General features: G+C 61.3%; 19 protein-coding genes. 13 read left to right on the top strand and 6 right to left on the bottom strand.

The window, feature by feature from the left end; genetic code table 11:
- Positions 1 to 29 precede the first annotated feature (29 nt).
- Complete coding sequence (locus KDW95_RS02940) at positions 30 to 2,510, bottom strand: cation:proton antiporter (RefSeq protein WP_255854766.1); 2,481 nt, start codon at positions 2,508 to 2,510, stop codon at positions 30 to 32.
- A gap of 386 nt (positions 2,511 to 2,896) precedes the next feature.
- On the opposite strand from KDW95_RS02940, the gene hmgA reads away from it, so the two are divergent.
- The 8 genes from hmgA to KDW95_RS02900 all read left to right on the top strand — a co-directional run bounded on the left by hmgA (position 2,897) and on the right by KDW95_RS02900 (position 10,908).
- Positions 2,897 to 4,201, top strand: coding sequence for a homogentisate 1,2-dioxygenase (gene hmgA, locus KDW95_RS02935; RefSeq protein WP_255854765.1), 1,305 nt, complete (start codon positions 2,897 to 2,899; stop codon positions 4,199 to 4,201).
- A gap of 10 nt (positions 4,202 to 4,211) precedes the next feature.
- A complete protein-coding gene (gene fahA, locus KDW95_RS02930) occupies positions 4,212 to 5,528 on the top strand; it encodes a fumarylacetoacetase (protein WP_255854764.1) in 1,317 nt (438 codons plus the stop codon).
- A gap of 86 nt (positions 5,529 to 5,614) precedes the next feature.
- The gene (maiA, locus tag KDW95_RS02925; protein WP_255854763.1) at positions 5,615 to 6,247 is read left to right on the top strand and encodes a maleylacetoacetate isomerase; all 633 of its coding nucleotides are present in this window, start codon (positions 5,615 to 5,617) and stop codon (positions 6,245 to 6,247) included.
- A 103-nt stretch (positions 6,248 to 6,350) separates the two neighbouring features.
- Complete coding sequence (locus tag KDW95_RS02920) at positions 6,351 to 6,821, top strand: MarR family winged helix-turn-helix transcriptional regulator (RefSeq protein WP_255854762.1); 471 nt, start codon at positions 6,351 to 6,353, stop codon at positions 6,819 to 6,821.
- Positions 6,822 to 7,242: 421 nt separating this feature from the next.
- The gene (locus tag KDW95_RS02915) at positions 7,243 to 8,457 is read left to right on the top strand and encodes a M24 family metallopeptidase (RefSeq protein ID WP_255854761.1); all 1,215 of its coding nucleotides are present in this window, start codon (positions 7,243 to 7,245) and stop codon (positions 8,455 to 8,457) included.
- Positions 8,458 to 8,633: 176 nt separating this feature from the next.
- Complete coding sequence (locus tag KDW95_RS02910; RefSeq protein WP_255854760.1) at positions 8,634 to 8,759, top strand: hypothetical protein; 126 nt, start codon at positions 8,634 to 8,636, stop codon at positions 8,757 to 8,759.
- Between the two features lie 15 nt (positions 8,760 to 8,774).
- The gene (locus KDW95_RS02905) at positions 8,775 to 10,283 is read left to right on the top strand and encodes a sodium:solute symporter family protein (RefSeq protein ID WP_255854759.1); all 1,509 of its coding nucleotides are present in this window, start codon (positions 8,775 to 8,777) and stop codon (positions 10,281 to 10,283) included.
- 97 nt (positions 10,284 to 10,380) lie between these two features.
- Positions 10,381 to 10,908 carry an ACT domain-containing protein gene (locus KDW95_RS02900; RefSeq protein WP_255854758.1) on the top strand — a complete coding sequence of 176 codons (528 nt, stop codon included), beginning with the start codon at positions 10,381 to 10,383 and terminating at the stop codon, positions 10,906 to 10,908.
- 12 nt (positions 10,909 to 10,920) lie between these two features.
- On the opposite strand, the gene KDW95_RS02895 is transcribed toward KDW95_RS02900, so the two are convergent.
- Positions 10,921 to 11,805 carry a LysR substrate-binding domain-containing protein gene (locus KDW95_RS02895; protein WP_255854757.1) on the bottom strand — a complete coding sequence of 295 codons (885 nt, stop codon included), beginning with the start codon at positions 11,803 to 11,805 and terminating at the stop codon, positions 10,921 to 10,923.
- A gap of 260 nt (positions 11,806 to 12,065) precedes the next feature.
- Here KDW95_RS02895 and KDW95_RS02890 point away from each other — a divergent pair, with 260 nt between their 5' ends.
- Complete coding sequence (locus tag KDW95_RS02890; protein ID WP_255854756.1) at positions 12,066 to 13,151, top strand: endonuclease/exonuclease/phosphatase family protein; 1,086 nt, start codon at positions 12,066 to 12,068, stop codon at positions 13,149 to 13,151.
- Between the two features lie 416 nt (positions 13,152 to 13,567).
- Here the strand turns inward: KDW95_RS02890 and KDW95_RS02885 are convergent, their stop codons facing one another.
- The 3 genes from KDW95_RS02885 to KDW95_RS02875 are packed head-to-tail and all read right to left on the bottom strand — an operon-like array spanning position 13,568 to position 16,531.
- A complete protein-coding gene (locus KDW95_RS02885; RefSeq protein WP_255854755.1) occupies positions 13,568 to 15,106 on the bottom strand; it encodes a tripartite tricarboxylate transporter permease in 1,539 nt (512 codons plus the stop codon).
- Positions 15,107 to 15,109: 3 nt separating this feature from the next.
- On the bottom strand, positions 15,110 to 15,544 hold the full coding sequence (locus tag KDW95_RS02880; RefSeq protein WP_255854754.1) for a tripartite tricarboxylate transporter TctB family protein: 435 nt from the start codon (positions 15,542 to 15,544) through the stop codon (positions 15,110 to 15,112).
- A 9-nt stretch (positions 15,545 to 15,553) separates the two neighbouring features.
- The gene (locus KDW95_RS02875; RefSeq protein ID WP_255854753.1) at positions 15,554 to 16,531 is read right to left on the bottom strand and encodes a Bug family tripartite tricarboxylate transporter substrate binding protein; all 978 of its coding nucleotides are present in this window, start codon (positions 16,529 to 16,531) and stop codon (positions 15,554 to 15,556) included.
- 148 nt (positions 16,532 to 16,679) lie between these two features.
- Here KDW95_RS02875 and KDW95_RS02870 point away from each other — a divergent pair, with 148 nt between their 5' ends.
- From KDW95_RS02870 to KDW95_RS02860, 3 genes are read left to right on the top strand one after another with little or no spacing between them, the layout of a single operon-like run.
- Positions 16,680 to 17,348, top strand: a complete 669-nt coding sequence (locus tag KDW95_RS02870; RefSeq protein WP_255854752.1) for a response regulator transcription factor — start codon at positions 16,680 to 16,682, stop codon at positions 17,346 to 17,348.
- A complete protein-coding gene (locus KDW95_RS02865; protein ID WP_255854751.1) occupies positions 17,335 to 18,723 on the top strand; it encodes a sensor histidine kinase in 1,389 nt (462 codons plus the stop codon). The genes KDW95_RS02870 and KDW95_RS02865 overlap by 14 nt, the downstream gene beginning before the upstream one ends.
- Positions 18,720 to 19,808, top strand: a complete 1,089-nt coding sequence (locus KDW95_RS02860) for an ABC transporter substrate-binding protein (protein ID WP_255854750.1) — start codon at positions 18,720 to 18,722, stop codon at positions 19,806 to 19,808. Before KDW95_RS02865 ends, KDW95_RS02860 begins: the two co-directional genes overlap by 4 nt.
- A 36-nt stretch (positions 19,809 to 19,844) precedes the next feature.
- On the opposite strand, the gene KDW95_RS02855 is transcribed toward KDW95_RS02860, so the two are convergent.
- Entirely contained in the window at positions 19,845 to 20,714 is an 870-nt protein-coding gene (locus tag KDW95_RS02855; protein WP_255854749.1) for a LysR substrate-binding domain-containing protein, read from the bottom strand.
- A 202-nt stretch (positions 20,715 to 20,916) separates the two neighbouring features.
- Here KDW95_RS02855 and KDW95_RS02850 point away from each other — a divergent pair, with 202 nt between their 5' ends.
- The gene (locus KDW95_RS02850; RefSeq protein WP_255854748.1) at positions 20,917 to 22,044 is read left to right on the top strand and encodes an S-(hydroxymethyl)glutathione dehydrogenase/class III alcohol dehydrogenase; all 1,128 of its coding nucleotides are present in this window, start codon (positions 20,917 to 20,919) and stop codon (positions 22,042 to 22,044) included.
- The last annotated feature ends 50 nt before the right edge of the window (positions 22,045 to 22,094 follow it).

Below are 22,094 nucleotides of genomic sequence, written 5' to 3'. Positions count from 1 at the left end.
GGATACCGGCTGACTTCAGGGTTGCTCGCTCAGGTTTGCGTGGGCTTGCGGTCCCGGGCCGCTTTCTCCAGCGCCTCGCGGATCACCGGATACTCAGCCATTGCCAGCAATACATCCTCGCGGCGCAATTCGTACAGCGAGCAGGGCGTTACGGCCCTGACCGTGGCGCTGCGGGGCGCCCGGTGCAACAGTGCCATTTCGCCGCAAAAATCCCCCGCCATCAAAGTGGCGAGCTGAAGGTCCTGCGTACCGCCCTCCCGAATCACCCGGACAACACCGCGGGCGATCAGATAGAGCGAATCGCCCGTCTCGCCCTGTGTAATGATCCGATCCCCTTGCGCCACCGTCAGGGACCGCATCCGTGTTGCCAGATCGGCGAATTCCGTTGCCGGGATATCCTTCAGAAAGGGCACCTTGCGCAGCAATTCCGACGGCTCTACCCGCAACCGCTTGACCTCCTGACCACGCAGCGCCCGCAGGCTCTGTGAGGCCTCATGCTCGAGCGACTCGGCGATGCCCGCGGGCAGCGTGCCCAGAGCCTGCTGCTCGTCGATCGCTTCGACCTCGGCCAACAGAACCAGGCGCTGTCCCAGGCGTTCCTGCATATCCGCGACGAATTCGGGGAACTGTTCGGCCATCTGGTCAAGCTGGCACCGCGCCGACTCATGCCAGGCAACGTACTGCTCACGCACCTCGGCCGCCGTGTGGCTCGATATGGACTCGGTTTCGACCAGCTCATCAAAGCGCTCAAGCACCCGGCCGCAACTCTGGTAACGTCCCCAGGCCATTTCGTAGTCCATCGCCACCTGGCGGATGCGCAGTCGTTCGACCTGCCCGGCCAGCGCACCAAACTGTCCCAGCAGCCGCAGCCGGTACCTGTCCAGCATGGAGCGCCGGCGCTCGCTGAACGCGATGTTGTCCAGGGTATCCTGAAAACGCACCGTATCCAGGTTCAGGGCAACCTGCTGACGCAGCCGCAGATAAGAACGTTCACTCAGGTGACCCTTGTTGAACATATCGATAAAGAGCGCCTGCTCTTCGGCGAAGCCCCTCAAAAACAGCAGCCTGCGCTCCTCGTTGGCATTGAGTTCGGCCCGGCGCAGCTGCGCCAGCTCCTCACGAATGCTGAGCATTTCACGATCCGATGCAAGCTGCAGCCGCTGGGCAATAGACCCGGAGAAGAGCCCGCCCGCCATCAGCTCCGGAATCCGGCTCTGCGCTCGACGCTTGGCGAGCAGCGTGCCTTCGACCCGGGCGAAGCGATCCGCCAGCGACGGCCGATCGAGCGCCAGGGCATGTACCAGGCGGTTGATGCTGAGTCCTGGCACCAGCAGAGTGAAGAGCACGGCCCCCATTACCAGGGTGGTAAAGACAGCGCTGTACTCGAACGTCGGCAGGCTGAGCACGATCGCCAGCGCGATGGCGCCGCGCAGGCCGCCCCAGTAAATAACCGCCTTGTACCCCCGCCCGACCGGCAGGGCGCCGGGCATCCGCTCCACCAGCGGCATCAGGCCAAACACCACCACCAGGCGGGACAGCAACATGCCCGCAATAAGCCAGATCAGTAACGGCAGTGAATCGAGCAGAGACGACAGCTCGACCTTCAAACCCACCATCAGGAAGATGAGTGCCGTGGCGATAAAGGCCATATATTCCCAAAAATGCTCCAGGTACGCCCGCACTGCCGGTGAGACCCGTATCCAGCCCCAGCCGCTGAACGTCAGCGCGGCCGCTACCGTGGCCATCACGCCGCTGACATGCAGCAGCTCCTCGGCCACCAGAAAGGACGCATAGGCCAACGTTGTGGTCAGCGTGATCTCGATCGCGTGCAGCCCCTCGACCAGGGTCAGCAGGTAGCCGGTTAGCAGTGCCATGAGCCAGCCCACGACCAGCCCGCCAACAAAGACCAGGACAAAATCGAACACGCCACCAAGTACGGACTCGGTCGAGACGACACCGGCCAGCAGAATCCCCACCAGCACCCTGGCCAGCACGATCGAGGTGGCATCGTTGAACAGGCTCTCGCCTTCAACCAACACGGTCAGCCGCCGCGGCGCCCCCAGCCGCTTGAACAGCGAGATGACCGCCACCGGGTCCGTGGCACTGAGAATGGCCCCCAGCAACAGGGCGGCGACAAAGGGAATGGGGGTCGCCAGCGCCATCACCGCACCGATAATGAAGGTGGAGACCAGCAGGCCGGGGACCGCCAGCATCAGTACAGGCGCGATATCACGTCGCAGCTGGCGCGCATCCAGATGAAAAGCCGATTCGAACACCAGCGTTGGCAGGAATACATACAGAATCAGGCCCGACGAGATCTCTAGCCCTTGCAGCGGCCCCAATGCCTCGGGGTAGGTCCCTCCCAGCTGCGCCAGCGCCATACCCACCAGCACCAGGGCCACGGTAAAGGGAAAGCGCAACCGTTCGGTCAGCGCCAGGGTCAGCGTGGCGATCAGCAACAAGGCGATGATACCGGCCACGAGATGCGCAATATGCAGGCCGGATTCCATTGGCAGCCTCGATATCGGGGTTCAAGTCCCTACAGTAAAGAAGCCCACCCCCTCACTGGTCAAACAATAACCCCAAACACCTCGATTTCCTGCTGAAAACGACCCAGATCGAAGCCAAAAACACCCTATCAAAGATCTCACTTGATACAAAATACCGATAATAAAACAAACCAAACAGCCATTTAGCACAATTAATAGGCAAAATTCCTTGAAAAATACCATTGCAAGGCGTAGATTTGATCTCACTTGAGAATATATAGCAAGCACAACAAGGATCCGGTCGCATTCGGCACTCTGACGAGCCACCGGAATCAGGCGCCAGGATCTGGCCCGGCACATAAGGCCGCGCGACGCCCCCACAATGACAAGGTGCAACGGACCCAAGAATGACTAATCCGAGCGAACTCAAATACCTCAACGGTTTTGGCAACGAGCACGAGACCGAAGCCCTGCCTGGCGCCCTGCCCCGGGGCCAGTTCAATCCCCAGCGCTGTGAATACCAGCTCTACACCGAGCAGTTCAGCACCACCGCTTTCACGGCGCCGCGGCACAGCAACAGGCGCACCTGGACCTACCGCATCCGCCCGTCCATTGCCATGGGTGACTTCACGCCGATGGACAAGGGCCTCATCCGTACCGCCCCCATCACCGAAGCGGATTGCCCGCCCAATGTGCTGCGCTGGGATGCACTGCCGATGCCGCAGGTTCCGACCGACTTTATCGATGGCATGATTACCGTGGCAGCCAATGGCGATGCCCGCAGCCAGGTCGGCATTGGCATCCACGTTTACCGTGCCAATACCGGCATGGGCCAACGGGTGTTTTACAACGCCGACGGCGAAATGCTGTTCGTACCCCAGCAAGGTGCACTTCTGGCCTACACCGAACTGGGCATCCTGCACGTAAAACCCGGCGAGATCCTGGTCATCCCCCGTGGCATCAAGTTCCGTATTGAACTGCCGGAAGGCCCGGTACGCGGTTATATCTGCGAGAACTACGGCGCCGCTTTGCACTTGCCGGAACGCGGCCCGGTTGGGGCCAACGGCTATGCCAATGACCGGGATTTCCAGTACCCGGTGGCCTGGTTCGAAGACCAGGACGGCGACTACGAGGTCGTGACCAAGTTCTGCGGCAACCTGTACCGTGCGCCTGTAGACCACTCCCCGCTGGATGTGGTGGCCTGGGTCGGCACCTCGGCGCCCTACAAGTACGACCTGGCGCGCTTTAACGTCATCAATACCGTCAGTTTCGACCATCCGGACCCGTCCATCTTCACGGTGCTGACCTCCCCGAGCGAAAGCGCCGGCGTGGCCAATGTCGACTTTGTGATCTTCCCGCCGCGCTGGATGGTGGCCGAAAACACCTTCAGACCCCCCTGGTATCACCGCAACATCATGAGCGAGTTCATGGGCCTGATCGAAGGCGTCTATGATGCCAAGGAAAAAGGCTTTGAGCCCGGTGGCATGAGCCTGCACAACTGCATGACGCCCCATGGGCCCGAAGCCGCCGTGTTTGAGAAAGCCAGCGCGGCCGACCTCAAGCCCGAACAGTACAAAGACACCCTGGCGTTCATGTTCGAGTCGCGCTACGTGATTGCACCCACCCGGCATGCCCTGGAATCCGACGCCCGTCAGCACAACTATGTGGACTGCTGGAGCGGACTGAAAAAATACTTTAACGGCGACAAATAAAGGCTGACCCATGACAACACTGAACGAAACCCACGACAGCACACTCACCAGCTGGGTCACATCCGCCAACAGTGGCGATACCGATTTCCCGATTCAGAACCTGCCCTTTGGCAGCTTCCGCCGCCAGGGCTCCACTGAAGCCCTGCGTGGCGGCGTCGCCATCGGCGACCAGATTCTGGACCTGGCCGCGGCCCACACAACCGGCCTGTTCGACGGCCTGGCTGGCGATGCGCTGCAGGCAGCAACAGAACCCACGCTTAACCGTTTTATGGGCATGGGCAAAACGGCCTGGTCGGCGCTGCGCCTGGCGCTGTCCCGCGCCCTGCGTACCGGTTCCAGCGCCCAGGCCGAGCTGCAGCAGTGCCTGGTTGCCCAGAGCGACGCCGAGTACGCCCTGCCCTGCACCATTGGCGATTACACCGACTTCTATACCTCGGTGCATCATGCCACCAGCGTCGGCTCGCTGTTTCGCCCGGACAACCCGCTGCTGCCGAATTACAAGTGGGTACCGATCGGCTACCACGGCCGCGCCTCCTCCATCGATGTTTCCGGGCAGACCTTCCACCGCCCCAAGGGACAGACCAAGGCACCGGATGCGACCGAACCGAGCTTTGGCCCCTGCAAACGACTGGACTACGAACTGGAGATCGGCATTTTCATGGGTAGCGGCAATGCCCTGGGGGAACCGGTGAGCATCGACCAGGCCGAGGATCATGTGTTCGGTATCTGCCTGTTCAATGACTGGTCGGCACGGGATATCCAGGCCTGGGAATACCAGCCACTGGGGCCTTTCCTGGCGAAAAACTTCGCCTCGACCATTTCCCCCTGGCTTGTCACCCTGGAAGCGCTGGCCCCGTACCGCGAAGCCTTCTCGCGCGATGCCGCCGACCCGCAGCCGCTGCCGTACCTGAGCTCGCCTGCCAACAGCGCCGAGGGCGCACTGGACATCCAGCTTGAATGCCTGCTGCAGACTGAACAGATGCGCGCCGCCGGCCAGGCCCCGACGCGCCTGTCCACTTCCAGCTTCAAGCATTCCTACTGGACCATCGCCCAGATGGTGGCGCACCACACCGTCAATGGCTGCAACCTGCAGCCCGGCGACCTGCTGGGCTCCGGTACCCAGTCCGGCCCCGAAGCGGCCGAAGCCGGTTCCCTGCTGGAACTGAGCCACGGCGGCAAGCAGGCCATCAGCCTGCCCAACGGCGAAACCCGCACCTTCCTGGAAGATGGCGACGCCGTGGTGATGCGCGGGTTCTGTGCCAAACAAGGTGCTGCTCGCATCGGCTTTGGCGAAGTGGTGGGTACCGTGCTGCCCGCCCGGGCCTGATGCCTGCACCAAGCTGACTCCCAAACCCTGGTGCCGAAAGCGGCACCGGGGTTTGGCATATCCGGATTACAGCGACAGGAACCCCAATGGAACTCTTTACCTACTTCCGCTCCTCCGCCGCCTACCGCGTGCGGATCGCCCTCAACCTCAAGGGGATTGAACATCGACTGACAACGGTGAACCTGCTCACCGGTGAGCAGCGCGGCGACCACTATCTGGCGCTCAACCCCCAGGGCCTGCTGCCGGCGCTGAAACTGGACAGCGGCGAACTGCTGACCCAGTCAACGGCCATCCTGGAATACCTCGAAACAGCCTACCCGCAGACGCCACTGCTGCCGGCCGATCCCGTCGCCGCTGCACAGGTGCGCGCCTGGGCCAGCCTGATTGCCTGTGACATTCACCCGGTCGACAACCTGCGGGTACTGAAATACCTCAAGGGCACGCTGCAGGTCAGCGATGATGACAAGACCGCCTGGTACCTGCACTGGATTCGCGAAGGCTTTGATGTGCTGGAATCCCAGCTAAAAGCCGCGCCCTATTGCAACGGCGCCGAGGTTACGCTGGCAGACCTGTACCTGATTCCCCAGGTGTACAATGCCCTGCGGTTCAAGCTCGACATGGCGGCCTACCCGAAGATCCAGTCGATCTGGGAGGCCTGCAACCGCCTGCCCGCCTTCGATGCGGCACGACCGGAAAACCAGCCCGACTCGACGCTCTGACACAGAGCATCGCGAACAGGCGCGGCGATCAGGACATCAGCCTTTGCAGCACCGCCATAGCATGCAAGAATCCACCGCTGCCAACACTCCCGCGGAGCCCGCCATGTCAGAGCCGACTGATTCAACGCCAAAGTCACTGATACTGAACCAGTTTATTCCCTACCGCATGGTCAACCTGGCCAGGCGCATGAGCGAAGACCTGTCCCGTATCTACGGCAGCGACGCCTACGGTGTCAGCATTCCCGAATGGCGCATTCTTGCCCGCCTGGCAGAGGATCAGTCCCTCAACTCACGGGACCTGGGACGGATCACCCAGATGGACAAATCCAAGGTCTCCCGCGGCGTGAAGCAGCTCGATGAGCGCGGCTACCTGGTCAAGCGCAAAGATCCCCAGGACAACCGGGCGACCTACCTGTCACTTTCCCCCGAAGGCCTTGCCCTGTACCAGGAGCTCGCTCCCCAGGCCCTGGACTGGGAAAGTCGCCTGATCAGCGCGCTGGACAGCAGCGAGTATCGCGACCTGATGCGCATCCTCGAAAAGCTCGACCGGCAGATCGACAAGCTGCAGGAGTAAACACCCCTTGCGCCGCAATCGCTGCTGGGTATCCCGACCGGCACCGGCACTGTTATCAGCCCCATAGCCTCTCCCTTGTCCCCGGCGCCACAGCTGCAACCCCAGGCACAGCTTCGAACATTGCCTGCTTTTTTCTGCCAGCCGTGCCCTGTACCTCCGGCGGGGCGCCACTGCAACTCGCCCGCCCTGGCTACCAGAATACAGCCGAGGTGTCAGGCCTGTCGGCCCGTTTCTCTGGGCCCGACGCCATCATTTACATTACAAATACTTACATTTTAACTATTGATTTTTAATATACCCAAGTCAGGGATAGGATCAGTTCAAGCCAACGAAACATCCCGGGCACAGCGCTGCGGGCCTGTTCAGTCGAATCCAGACGTCGTGTGGCCCTAACTGGACAAGAATAATCAGGAGCAAAACCATGCTAACCATGCCTCAGACGCTTCAGCTGCCCAACGGCGACAAGGTACGCCCGACGTTCAGCAAGGCTGAACTGCAGTCGCGACTCGACAAGCTGCGCCGCTACATGGCGGAAAACGATGTTCAGGCGGTGCTCTTTACCTCCTACCACAACATCAACTACTACAGCGATTTCGTCTACTGCCGCTTTGGCCGCGACTACGGCCTGGTCATCACCCAGGACAACTACACCACCATCACCGCCAATATCGACGGTGGCCAGCCGTATCGCCGCAACCAGCTGGGCGACAACGTCATCTACACCGACTGGCAGAAAGACAACTTCTTCTACGCCACCCGGCAGCTGATCAAGGATGGCGGCAAGGTCGGCATCGAGTTCGACCACGCCTCGCTGCAGGTGCTCGACAAGCTGAAAACCGCCCTGCCCAACGCCCAGTTCGTGGATATCGGCGTGCCCACCATGCAGATGCGCATGATCAAGTCCGCCGAGGAAATCGCCCTGATCAAGCAGGGTGCCCGGGTAGCCGATGTGGGTGGCGCCGCCATCCGCGATGCCATCGCCGTGGGCGTGCCCGAGTACGAAATTGCCCTGGCCGGCACCCAGGCCATGGTGCGCGAAATCGCCGGCACCTTCCCCGATGGCGAGCTGATGGACACCTGGGTCTGGTTCCAGTCCGGTATCAACACCGATGGCGCCCATAACCCGGTAACCTCACGCAAGGTCGAGGCGGGCGATATCCTCAGCCTCAACACCTTTCCGATGATCGCCGGCTACTACACGGCGCTGGAACGCACCCTGTTCGCCGAGCATGCCTCCGACCGCCACCTGGAGCTGTGGGAGATCAACTGCAAGGTGCACCGTCGCGGCCTGGAGCTGGTGAAACCCGGTGCCCGCTGCTGCGATATCGCCGCCGAACTGAACGAGATCTTCGCCGAACACGACGTGCTGCAGTACCGCACCTTCGGTTACGGCCACTCCTTCGGCACCCTGAGCCACTACTACGGCCGCGAAGCCGGCCTGGAGCTGCGTGAAGACATCGATACGGTACTCGAGCCCGGCATGGTGGTCTCCATCGAACCGATGCTGATGATCCCCGAAGGCCGCGCCGGTGCCGGCGGTTACCGTGAACACGACATCCTGGTGGTGGGCGACAGCAGCGCCGAAAACATCACCCGTTTCCCCTTCGGCCCCGAGCACAACATCATCAGGGGCTAAAGTGCAGGGCGCGCGTCCTACCCCACGGGGCGCGCACCCCGGGGCCTTCGGGCCCCACCTTCAACGCCCATCCCGACGCCCTGCCCCAGGCAGGACGGCAACAGCCCCACAACCACAATTTGCAACTATAAAAATAATCTGCGGCGAGCCCGACTCCCGCAAGCAGAGGTAACCCCATGCTAAGCAATGCCTGGACGCTCGACTGGTTTCTTGTTCTTAACGCCGCACTGCTGACGCTCACCGCAGGTTCCTACGCCTGGCGCGAACTCAAAGCCCACCCATCCGCTGCGGTAAAGCAATAACAAAGGGAGACCGACATGGACAGTTATAACTGGTTGAACTGGGGCCTGCTACTGGGCTCCTTCGCTGTACTGATTTACATCGGCTATGCCTCCAGCCGCACCGTCAAGAGCGACGATGCATCGGGGTTTCTGGTAGCAGGCCGCTCTTTGGGCCCCTTTGTGGGTGCCGGCACCATCGTCGCCACCGGTTTTAGCGGTTGGGGCTTTATGGGGTCGCCCGGTGTCGCCTTCGAGTTCGGCGCCATCGAAATCCTCGGCAACTTCTTTTTCGCCCCGGCCATGGTGATCGCCGTGCTGTACTTTGCCAGCTTTCTGCGCAAACAGGCCGACAGCCTGGGCAGCTGCACCATCCCGCAATACATTGCACAGCTGCACGGCAGCGGGCCTCTATCCCGCCTCGTTCAGGCTGTGGCGGCACTGATCTCCATCGTCCTGCTGCTGGTCTTCCTCACCAGCCAGATCAAGGCGGTGGGTCTGCTCGGTGCCTCCTGGCTTGGTATCGATCTTGGCAACAGCGCTGCCATGATGATCGGCGTCATTATTCTCTACACCATGCTGGGCGGGCTCGCCGCCGTGGCCTGGACCGACACCCTGATGGTTTGCGGCATGGCCGTCGGCGCCGTTGTCATGATGCTGCAGATGTTTACCGACCTGAGCCCTGCCGAGCTGTTCGCCCGCCTTGACGCCCTGGACCCGGCCCTGCTCAACCCCGTCACCGCGCAGCCCTATGGCGAAGAAAAAAGTTCGGTATTCCTGGTACTGCCCTACGCCTTCCTGTTCACCGCGGTACTGCCGTATATGGCGGTGCGCTTTCTCGCGCTCAAGCCCGGCGTCAAGTTCCACCAGGTCGCCATCTGGGTGGCGCCGCTGGGCTGCCTGCTGAGCCTGGTGCCCATCGTCGGCCTCTATGTGCGCGCCAAGCACCCGGAACTGGCCGATGCCGATCAGGCGATGCCCTACTACCTGAGCCACTACCTGCATCCGGTACTGGGTGGCACCATTACGCTGTTTATCCTCTTCGCGATGAAATCCACCGCCAACTCCCTGCTGCACACCATCTCGTCGGCCGCCTCCCACGACCTGCGCCTGGCGCTCTTTCCCAACAGCGGCGCCTCCAGCGAAAGAGTCCTGTGGATCAACCGCAGCGCCGTGGCACTGCTGGGCCTGACCGGCCTGTTAATGATGCTGTATGCACCGCCGTTCATGCTGTCCTGGCTGGGTATCCTGGGCACCGGCACCCTGCTGGCGGTCATGATCGGGCCGGTATTTATTTCGTCCATATGGCGCGGCAACAGCTACGGCGCCCTGGCGGCCATGTTCTCGGGGCTTGTCACCAGTGGCGGCTGCCTGCTGTTGACGGATCTGGGCTGGGTTGAAGGGCCGCTGATCGGCTGCGCGGTATCGAGCTTCATGTACGTTGCCGTCAGCCAGCTGACGCTCTCAAGATCGCCCAGAACCCAGTCAACCGGGCTCCCCCGCCAAGAGCCCCAGGGGCAACCCCGGAGCCAGGCAAGCCATGGCTGAAACAGCCACTAACCCAGGCTTCTAAAATTCCGGGGCCCGCTCGAAAGAGTCGGGCCCTGGCCGATTTTCAGTCTCCATGACCGATGGAATAACACTCATGAATAGCACCTGGCTGATTACCCTGGCAGGACCGGACTGCCCCGACCTGTTGCAGCAGTTCTGCGAAACCATCGCGCTTGGCGAGGGCCTGATACAGGACCGCCAGCTGGCCGCCATGGAGGGTCGCATCAGCGGCCTTTTGAAACTGCAGCTGCCGGGTACACACGCCAGCTGGATCTGGCAACGCCTGGAGATCTTCAGCACCCGGGGACTCCATATAATCACACGCCAGCGTATAGAGCCCACCGCACCCGGGGGCCGGCAGCTATCTCTGGCCGTGCGCGGCCAGTTCCGGCTGGGGCTGGATCATGAGATCCGCCAGATCCTGGAAAGCCACGGCGCCCTGATCGAGCAATACAACCAGCACTGCGTCGGCGCGCCCCTGCTGGGCGAGCAGGGCTTCCATGCCCGTATTCAGGCACGCTTAACGCGCGAGCTGTCCACCGAGCACCTGACCCGCGCCCTCAACCACCTGGCCCGCGGCCTGGAGTTCGACCTCAATACCGAGAACCTGCACCGCGCCTGAGCCCCGGCCTGATCAGACACGCTTGGGTGGCAGGTACAGCTGGCACTGCTGCAGCCCCTGGCGCAGATGCTCCAGCAGGCGCGCCGCGGCCGCCGACAGGCTGGTAGCGTCATAATTGAAGCCGATGGTCACATCACCCAGGGACGGCAGGTGCCCGAGCGTCTTGTCGGCCCGCAGCACACCCGGCACCGTATTGCTGGCCAGTGCGCTGACCCCAAGTCCAGCCTCGATGGCCGACTGAATCCCCAGCAGGCTCGACGTGCAGTAGAGGATACGCCAGGCAATCCCGGCCTCGTTCAGCGCCTCCGTCACATGGTGCCGATAGACGCACCCCTTGGGGTACAGCACCAGGGGCACCGGTTCAGCGGCGTCGAGCCGAAAACCCGGGCTACTGACCCAGGCCAGCGGCTCGACGATGGCCTCGTCCGCGGGTATCTGCGACGACGGATGCTCATCCATGCTCATCACCAGATCGTAGGCGCCGCGCAGATAGTCCCGCCGCAGGTTCACACTCAGATCGCTGCTGACATCCAGCATTACGTTGGGATAGGCGCGGGAGAATTTCGACAGCGTCATGGGCAGAAAAGACACCTCAAAATCATTGGGAATTCCCAGGCGCACCGAGCCGCTCACCGCCGGTGTCATCAACCGTGATACCGCAGTATCGTTCAGGTCCAGAATCTTGCGGGCATAACCATAGAGCATCTGCCCCTCTTCGGTCAGGCGCAGCCCCTGGGCACGATTGAACAGCTGCACCGCCACCAGCTCCTCGAGCCGCTTGACCTGCAGGCTGACCGCAGGCTGCGACCGCCCCAGCACCTCCCCCGCCTGGGTAAAACCGCCCAGGTCATTGATGGTCACAAAGGTACGCAGCAAATCCGTCGGCAGGTTTTTCATCAGTGTCCCCGGTCAGTCCGCCAAGCCGCTGCCAACAAGGCACACGGGCGAACAACAATCATAATGATAACTAATGAGCATGGAAATATTATTTACCAATAGCATGACAACAGTAGCGGCTTGCCGCCTTACGGGCAGGCAGCGCGACCAGGCATTGGTTTCAGTCGCAAAGCCCTTTATTCTGACCTCAGCGCTGCCAGTCACGGCAACGCTCCTGTCAGCGCCCCGGTTGCACGGGGCTACACCCGGTGAATCTGTCCATGACACTGACGCTTTTTCTGCTGGCCAGCCTGTTCATCGCACTGCTGACCCTGCTGCCCCTGTGGAACCACGAAGCCTGGTGGGTTCGCGGGCTGGATTTTCCCCGCGTGCAACTGATCAGCCTGATCCTGGGCACGCTGCTGCTTGCCGTCTGGCTGCTCGACCTTTCCCGCCCGCAGAGCCTGGCACTGATCACCCTGAACCTGGCCTGCCTTGCCTATCACGCCTGGTGGGTCTTCCCCTACAGCAGGCTGCATGCTGTCGAGGTAAAAGCCTCGACGCCCGACACCGCAATGCAGCCCCTGAGCATTCTCACGTCCAATGTCCTGGCCAGTAACCGCCATGCCGACTGCCTGATAGACCTCGTCAACCAACACAAGCCCGATATTCTGGTGACGCTGGAATCCGATAACTGGTGGCAACAGCAGCTGGACACACTGGCAGCGGACTACCCCCACAGTATCCGGTGCCCACTGGATAACCTGTATGGCATGCATGTGTACTCGCGTCTGCCACTGCAGGAAAGTACCATCGAATACCTGGTGGAGCCCGACGTCCCCTCGATGCACACCCAGATCCTGCTGCCCAATGGCGCCCGGGTCCGGGCCCATTTCCTGCACCCGGCACCGCCGAGCCCGACCGAAAATGAAGCCTCGGCCGAGCGCGATGCCGAACTGCTGGCCGTGGCCAGAAGCGTGGCTGACAACACCCTGCCGGTGGTGGTCACCGGCGATCTCAACGATGTAGCCTGGTCCTCCACCACCCGCCTGTTCCGCAAGATCAGTGGCCTGCGCGACCCGCGTATCGGCCGCGGCATGTTCAATACCTTCCACGCCGAACACTGGTTTATCCGCTGGCCGCTGGATCATATTTTTCACAGCCATCACTTTCGGGTGCTCGAGCTGCAACGCCTGTGCCTCAAGGGCTCCGATCACTTCGCGCTGCTCAGCCGCCTCGATTTAAGGCACGGCGAGGATAACGGTGAACGCAGGCTGCACCCCACCCCCGAAGACAGCGCGCGCGCTGACATCAAAATGCAGAACCAGGACGTGGCAAAAAGCGACGTCCCCGTTCCCGCGAAATAGCCCTCAGCACCGCCTGGCGGGCACCAGCAGGTCTTACAGATCAGGAACCGTTAGACTGGGACAAACGGCCAAGTAATGGTGTGCCGAGACAAGGGGCATAGGCTGTTCCAGCCTCACAATGATGGACTGAAACCTGATGCGCATGGGCAACCTCCAGACGCAGTACACGCGCAGAGCAAAAATGGCCTGAGGGCATCAAAAACCGTGACAAATATTATTCACCATTTTGATAACCCACAGCCAAAATTGAACAGGGATACAGACTGAAGCATTAATCGTGGTTCAAGTTTCCAGCCTCCTGACAGGCGTCCCAGAAACATTTCAGCCCCGTGCCAGAACCCGAAGGTTCCGGCACAGGGCCAAAGTCGAACGCTACCCGCCCGCCTGTCAGACGCAGGGCACAAAAGCCGTAAGCATCAGTCCCCGCTGTCGGCCAGCGATGCCCCAGGTTTCACTCCATTCTTTGCGGATTTTTTATACCAGCGCCACAGGCTCGGTGCCAGCAGCGCAGCGGCCGTAGCAACCGCCAGGGTATACGCCATGGGACCGTTGAACAGGATCCCCCAGTCGCCGCCACTGATCGACAGTGCCCGACGCAGGTTTTCCTCCAGCACTTCGCCCAGCACCAGGCCCAGGATGACCGGGGCCAGGGAGAAATGCAGCTTGCGCAACAGGAAGCCAAACACGCCGAGCAACACCATAAAGAACAGGTCGAAACTGTCACCGTGAATCGAATAGATGCCCACAAAGGTCAGCATGACAATTACCGGCACCAGGTACGCCTGGCGAATCGACAGCAGGCGCACAAAGAGCCCGATCATCGGCAAGTTCATCACCAGCAGTGCAATATTGCCAATGAACATCGACGCAATAAGCCCCCAGGCGATCTGTGGCTGCTGTTCAAACAGCAGTGGCCCGGGCGTGATATTGAACATCATCAAGGCACCCAGCAGAATCGCGGTCGTACCACTGCCAGGAATGCCCAGGGTCAGCATTGGCACCATGGAACCGGCAGCCGAAGCGTTATTGGCCGCTTCCGGCGCGGCCAGGCCACGGATGTCACCCTTGCCAAACTGGTCATCGTCACCTTCGGCGATGCGTTTTTCGGTGCCATAGGCCACCGCACTGGCAATCGACGCGCCTGTGCCTGGCAATACGCCAATCAGAAAGCCAATAACCGTAGAGCGCAGTACCACCCATTTGACGGCCAGCAGATCGGCAAGGCTGACAAAGCTCTTACCCACCGGGGTAATGACGAGGTCCTTGCGCGCCCACTGCTCCAGCAGGGCCAGCACTTCACTGATGGCAAAGAGACCGATCACCACCACCAGAAAATCCACGCCATCGAAGAAGTTGGGAATGCCCAGGGTAAACCGGAGCACACCGGTACCCGAATCAACCCCCACAGTGGCCAGCAGCAGGCCGATCATGACCCCCACCATGGTTTTCACCGGGCGGCTGCCGACCATCGTCGCCAGACAGGTAAAGGCAAACACCATCAGCCAGACATATTCGGTCGGGCCGAACTGTATTGCGAACTGGCTGAGCAGCGGCGCCGATGCAACCATCATCAGCAGCGCGCCCATACTGCCGGCAAAAGATGACACCGCTGACAACGCCAGTGCCCGCCCGCCTTCACCGCGCTTGGACATTGGATAGCCGTCAAGGGTTGTCATGATGGCACCGGCATCACCGGGGACATTCAGCAGAATGCTGGAGATCCGGCCACCGTATTCCGCGCCGTAGTAAACACCGGCCAGCAGGATGAGTGCGGACTCCGGTGGAAATCCCATGGCGTAGGCCAATGGCAACAGGATCGCGACACCATTGATAGGACCGATGCCCGGCAGGGAACCGATCAGGGTACCCATGAAACAGCCCACCAGCACGAGCATCAGGTTCATCGGTGCCAGGGCGACCGCAAAACCGGTCGCCAGAAAATTCAGTGTTTCCATCGATTAACCTCCAACCAGCACGCCGGCGGGTACATTGAGCTGCAGCAGATCCTTGAGCAGGAAATAGCTGCCAAGACTCATCACCAGTGCGTAACCGGCGGCCCGCAACGGCCTTTCGCCGAACAACCAGCTGAACAGGGAGCCCACCACAAAGGTGGCAAGAATAAAACCGGCGGATTCGAACAGCACGGCATAGAGCACCATCAGGCAGAGTCCACCGGCCAGCTTTGCCAGAATGGCGGCATTGGGGTGCCAGTCATTCCTGCTTGGGCGATACATCAGCCAGAGGGCTGCGATCGCCAGCAAGACTGCGAGTATTACCGGGAAGGCCTTGGGCCCCAGAGGTTCGTACTGAAAGGGGACATCCAGGCTGAGCGCTGCCCAGGCGACAAGCCCGGACAGCAGCAGCAAGGCACCCGCAAAGATGCGGTCATACATGCTTCAACCTCACTCAATCAAGCCGGCTTCGCGGGCCAGAGCACGCATGTAGCCCACCCGTTCGCGGACATAGCTATCGAACTCCGGCCCCTGCATTTTGAACGGCATCAGTCCCTTGTCGGCAACGGCCGCCAGAAAGGCTTCGCTTTCATAAGCCTTGCCAAACTCGGATGCCCAGTATTGATAGGCCTCATCGGACACCTTCGGGCCGAGATAAAAGCCGCGCAAGATGGTCCACTGCGCATCAATACCCTGCTCCGTTGCCGTCGGAATGGCGGCAAACTCGCCGTCCAGGCGCTCCGGCGACATGATCGCCAGCACCCGCACCTTGCCGGCTTCGAGCTGCCCCTGCATCTCGCCGGCATCCCCCGGGTACACCTGTATATGCCCGCCCATCAGGGCGGCCAGTGCCTCACCGCCGCCCTCGTAGGCGACGTAACGCATGGATTTGGGGTCCACAGCCGATGATTTCATCAGAATCGCCGCTTTCATCCAGTCCTGGCTGCCAACCCCGCCGCCGGCACCGACAACGAACTTGGTCGGATCCTTTTTGATATCCGCAACCAGCTCCTGCAGCGTATTCCAGGGGGCATCGGCCTTCACCATGATGGCGCCGTAATCGACCCCGGCGGCACCCACCCAGCGGGCATCATTTTCATCGAGATCCTTGCCAAACTTGCCCTGCGCAATGTTCAGCAGCGAACCGGAACTGAATGCCACCAGCGCGTTGCCATCATCGGGACGCACACCATTGATATGGTTGTAGGCCACTGCCCCGACACCACCGGGCATAAAGGTAACTGCCATCGGAGCCTTGAGCAGGCCCGCGTCGGCAAAGCCGTTGGATACAATCCGGCAGGTCAGGTCAAAGCCGCCACCCGGCTTGGCCGGGGCAATACACTCGGGCTTGGACGGTTCAAACGCCACTGCATTCATGGCCAGAGTCAGGCCACCGGTCAGCATCAAGGCACCCATGTTTAGCTTCATCGTTATTCTCCGCTTATAATTTTTATGGCTCGGGATCCTGTCCTGAGCAGCCCGGCCATCCTAGGCCTCCAAACTGACACCAGCCTGACAGCCTGCGAAAATTTATGTCTTTGCCAGACCCCGCCGAATCGGAGACAATCGCCGGCCTATGCGCATGCTACTCATTGAAGACAACGACACCCTCGCCGACGCCTGCCGGGAATACTTCTGCAATCTCGGCCATCCGCTGGACTGGGCAGGCTCGGTCGAGCAGGCCGAACGCAACCTGTCGTTTGACGATTTCGACCTGCTGATACTGGATATCAATCTGCCGGGGCGCAGCGGCTATCAGCTGCTGCAGAGCCTGAGGGCCCAGGGCCGCCGGATTCCGGTGCTGGTACTGACCGCCCGGGCGGAAGTCGACGATCGCGTCAGCGCACTGGACCTGGGCGCCGACGATTATCTGGTCAAGCCGTTCGATTTTCGGGAACTGGCGGCCCGCTGCCGGGCGCTGCTGCGGCGCGAACGGGGAGACGCCAGCAACCTGATGCGATATGGCAACCTCAGCTACGATCTGGCCGCACAAACCGTGCGCATCAACGACCAGCCCGTCGACCTGCGCCCCCGGGAAATACAGCTGCTGGAGCTGTTTCTGAAAAATCTCGACCGTATTCTGACCAAGGACGACATCGCCAACCGGCTTTACACCTTTAACGAAGCCTATACCCCCAATGCGATTGAGCAGGCCCTGACCCGCCTGCGCAAACAGCTGGCGGACTCAACCCTGATCATCAAGACCATCCGCGGCCTGGGGTATCTCGCCCATGTCAACGACTGAGCCGGACTATTCGCTGCGCCGCCGCCTGCTGTCGCGTACCGCGATACTGTTGCTGATGGTATTGCTGCTGCTCAGTGCGGGTGTCTGGCACTACGCCCGACAGGCCGCGGACTTCTCCTACGACCGGCTGCTCAACAGTGCCAGCCTGTCGATCATCGAAGGCGTCTTCGTGCGCAATGGCCAGCCCGACCTCGACCTTCCCTATGCCGCCATGGAAATGATGCAGCTGGCGCCCAGCGACAAGGTCTTTTACCGGGTCACTGATCAGGCGGGAGCACTGATCACCGGCTATCCGGATCTGCCTCAGCCGCCGAACTTTGAACCCTCCCACGAACCTCATTTTTACAACGGCGATTACAACGGCGATGCCCTGCGCCTGGTGATGCAGAGCAAGCGCCTCACCGAAGCAGGGGCTTCCGGCTGGGTGCATGTCACCCTGGCCCAGACCCGCAACGCCCGCCAGGAGCTGCTGGCCGACATGCTCTACAAGGCGCTGCTGACCCTTGCGGGCATCATGCTGCTGACCCTTGCCATCGTCTGGCTGGGCATCAATCGCGCACTGCAGCCGTTAAGTCTCATTTCTCGCACACTGCAGCTGCGCACCCCCTCCGATACACGCCGCCTCAGCGCGACACCGATCCAGGAGATAGCCCCGCTGGTCGAAGCCATCAACAGCTATCAACAGCAATTGCTGCAAAACCTCGATACCATGAAAATGTTCATTGCCGACGCCAGCCACCAGATCCGCACGGCCCTGAGCGCCACCCAGGCGCAGCTCGATATCGCCACGCAGGTCGCCGACCCGGCCACGCTACCCCACAGGCTGGAAAAGATTCGCCAGGAGCATGTGCGCCTGACCCGCCTCACCAATCAATTGCTGGCCCACGCCATGGTGGTACATCGCGGGGATACCCAGCATCTGGAGCCCGTCGATATTGATACCCTGCTCAAACAGGTTCTGACCGAATGCGTGCGCGATCACGCCCACCTGGACATCGAGTTTGGCTACCACTGCAGTTGCGACACCCGCGTTTGTGCAGCGGATCGCGTCAGCCTGCGTGAAGCCATCCGCAACCTGCTCGACAATGCCGTGCGCTACGGGCCCGACAACAACCAGATCAGCCTGACACTGGCAACCGCCCCCAATGCTGGCCTCGATATCATCGTCGATGACAGCGGGCCCGGCATCCCGCCCCACCTGCGCCGCCAGGCCCTGCAGCGCTTCAGTCGATTAACCGCCGCCAAAGAAGGATCGGGCCTGGGGCTCGCCATCGTGCAGGCCGTGATGCAGGCTCACGACGGTGAGTTAATCATTGAAAGCAGCCCGGCAAACGGCCTCAGGGTCAGGCTGCGGCTAGCGGGACAACGCGCATGAAAAGACCCCTGCAAGGCCTTGCCTGTGTGATGCTGCTGGGCGCCATTGTCCTCGGCGGCCGTCACCTCTATGACGCCATGAGTGCCGGCACCAGGGCAGAGAACGCACCACCCTCGCTGCTGATTTACAGCGCCACCGACCGCATTGCCATGGCGCCGGTCCTGGAAGCCTTTGCACTGCGCTACCCGGACGTTGTCCTGAACTATCGCGAATACAACACGATGGAGCTTGACCAGGCGATGCGCAATCCCGCGCGCGACGAAAGTCCCGACCTGGTCATCAGCTCCGCCATGGATCTGCAGATACGGCTGGTCAACGACGGTTTCGCCCAGGCCTTCGAGGATCCGGTGCTCAGTGAATTGCCCAGCTGGGCCAACTGGCGCAACGAAGCCTTCGGCTTCAGTTATGAGCCCATCGTTTTCGTCTACAACAAGGCGGCATTCAGCGGCAAGGAACTGCCCAAAACGCACGAGGCTCTGGCCACGGCGCTGCGCAGCGACGGGCTCTTTTTCCAGCACCGGGTCGGCTCCTACGATGTTCGAACCTCCGGGGTCGGTTACCTGGTGGCATCACAGGATGAAGTCACCTCGAGCATCAGCGGCCGACTGCAGGAAAGTCTCGGCCGCGCCTTCACCCGGGTTTACTGCTGTACCGCCCAGATTCTGGACGCCATCAGCGACGGCGAACTGGTGCTGGGCTACAACATGCTGGGCTCCTATGCATTGGCCCGTGCCTATGCAGATCCGCGCCTTGGCGTCATCGTGCCGCAGGATTATGCCCTGGTGGTCAGCCGCGTCGCCTTTATTCCCAAAAAGGCCCGCAACCTGACCGGTGCCAGGGCACTGCTGCGCTTTATGCTGTCTTTCGAGGGGCAGCAGGTGATCGCCCAGCACGGGGATCTGGTGGCAATCCACCCCCAGGCGACCGGCCCCTATTCGGTCACCGCCCTGCAACAGGAGCAGACTCTCAACTTCCACCCCATTGCCCTGGGACCTGCGCTAATGGTGTATCTGGATCAATCAAAACGGCGCCGTTTTGTCAGCGAATGGCAAAACGCCCTGCTGTATGATCCCGTCATTCCCTGACCGTAACCGGGATACCGGCAGGCACCTGTACGGCAGTCAGCCCAGGGCAGCGCTGAAATGGTCCAGCAGCATCCGGACCTTGGGCGACAGGTGACGGTTGTGGGGGTAAACGGCCCAGATGCCTTCGTCCGCTTCCTGGAAAGGCGCCAGCAACGCGATCAGCTGCCCCGATTCCAGCGCCGGGCGCACATAGTAGTCCGGCAGCTGCACAATACCGATGCCTTTAACGGCCGCATCCAGCAACCCCCAGCCACTGTCGCAACGGAGGTTGCCCTTTACCCGAACATTGCGCGCCCTGCCCTGCTCCTGAAAACGCCAGTAATCCAGATTCCCCTGCAGGCAATTATGCTGATCGAGCTCTGACAGCGAATGCGGCACACCATAGGTCGAGAGGTAACGGGGCGACGCACAGACGTACTGGGTGCGCGACGACAGGCGCCGTGCCATCAGGCTCGAGTCCTTGAGCTTGCCCAGCCGCACCGCCAGATCGAACCCCTCGGCCACCAGGTCCAGCGTCTGGTTGGACAGTTTCAGCTGCACATCCAGCTCCGGGTACTGCAGGATGAAGTCATTGACCAGGGGCGCAATCGTCTTCTCGCCGTAGGTGACCGGCGCGGTCAGGCGCAGGCTGCCCCTGGGCGACTGTTGCAGCTGGGTGATGGTGCGCTCGGCCTCTTCAAGCCCATTGAGTACCTGCCTGCAGTGCTGATAATAGGTCTGCCCGGCTTCGGTAACCGACACCCGGCGGGTGGTGCGATACAGCAGCTTGGCCGACAAGCGGTTTTCCAGGGCGCTGACCTGGCGACTGACCTGGGCGGTGGAGATACCCAGCCGTTTTGCCGCAACGGTAAAGCTTTCTGTCTCGGCCACCGCCACAAATTCACTCACGCCTTCCCACACGAACATGCACTTCCCTCCAGCCCGCGATTCTCGACAGGCTGATTCTCCCAGGCTCGCTGCAATAGCCACCCGCAATAACGCCTGATTATTACACACTGGTAAAAGTAATTTACTGTTTAGGCCGATTATCGCCACTCAAGAACCAAATATACTGCTCCCATCGACACGGCAGACCTTCTGCCTTCGCCTCGCAACCCTGGAGCACTCCATGACTCAGACAATCAAATCCAAGGCCGCCATCGCCTGGGGCCCGAAACAGCCGCTATCCATCGAAGAAGTGGATGTGATGCCGCCGCAGGCCGGTGAAGTACGCATCCGCGTGGTCGCCAGCGGCGTCTGCCATACCGACGCCTTTACCCTGTCCGGTGAAGATCCCGAAGGCATCTTCCCGGCCATTCTCGGCCACGAAGGCGGCGGCATCGTCGAATCGATCGGTGAAGGCGTTACCAGCGTGCAGGTGGGGGATCATGTCATTCCGCTGTACACGCCTGAATGTGGCGAGTGCAAGTTCTGCACATCCGGCAAAACCAACCTGTGCCAGAAGATTCGCGCAACCCAGGGCAAGGGCCTGATGCCCGACGGCACCACCCGCTTTCACAAGGATGGCCAGCCGATCTTCCATTACATGGGCTGCTCCACCTTTTCCGAGTACACGGTACTGCCGGAAATCTCCCTGGCCAAGGTCAGCAAGGATGCGCCGCTGGAAGAAGTCTGCCTGCTCGGCTGCGGCGTCACCACCGGCATGGGTGCCGTCATGAACACCGCCAAGGTAGAAGAAGGCGCTACCGTGGCGATCTTCGGCATGGGCGGCATCGGCCTCTCGGCCATCATTGGTGCCACCATGGCAAAAGCCGGTCGCATCATTGCCATCGACATCAACGAGAGCAAGTTTGAACTGGCCCGCAAGCTCGGCGCCACCGACTGCATCAATCCCAAGGATTATGACAAGCCGATCCAGGACGTCATCGTCGAACTGACCGACGGCGGCGTGGACTACTCCTTCGAGTGTATCGGCAACGTCAACGTCATGCGTTCCGCCCTGGAGTGCTGCCACAAGGGCTGGGGCGAGTCCGTGGTGATCGGCGTGGCCGGCGCCGGCCAGGAGATCTCCACCCGTCCGTTCCAGCTGGTCACCGGCCGGGTCTGGCGAGGTTCTGCCTTTGGTGGCGTCAAGGGCCGCTCCGAGTTGCCCGGCATTGTCGAGCGCTATATGCAGGGCGAGTTCGCACTCAACGACTTCATTACCCACACCATGGGCCTTGAAGCCGTCAACGAAGCCTTCGACCTGATGCATGAAGGCAAGAGCATCCGCAGCGTTATCCATTTCGACAAATGAGTCCGCCGGCCGCCTGCCAGAGAGCAGGCGACCTGGCCGATCGGAGAGAC

This window comes from Marinobacterium rhizophilum (assembly GCF_024397915.1).
Lineage (GTDB): Bacteria > Pseudomonadota > Gammaproteobacteria > Pseudomonadales > Balneatricaceae > Marinobacterium_A > Marinobacterium_A rhizophilum_A.
This window is presented reverse-complemented; position numbering and strand designations above follow the sequence as displayed.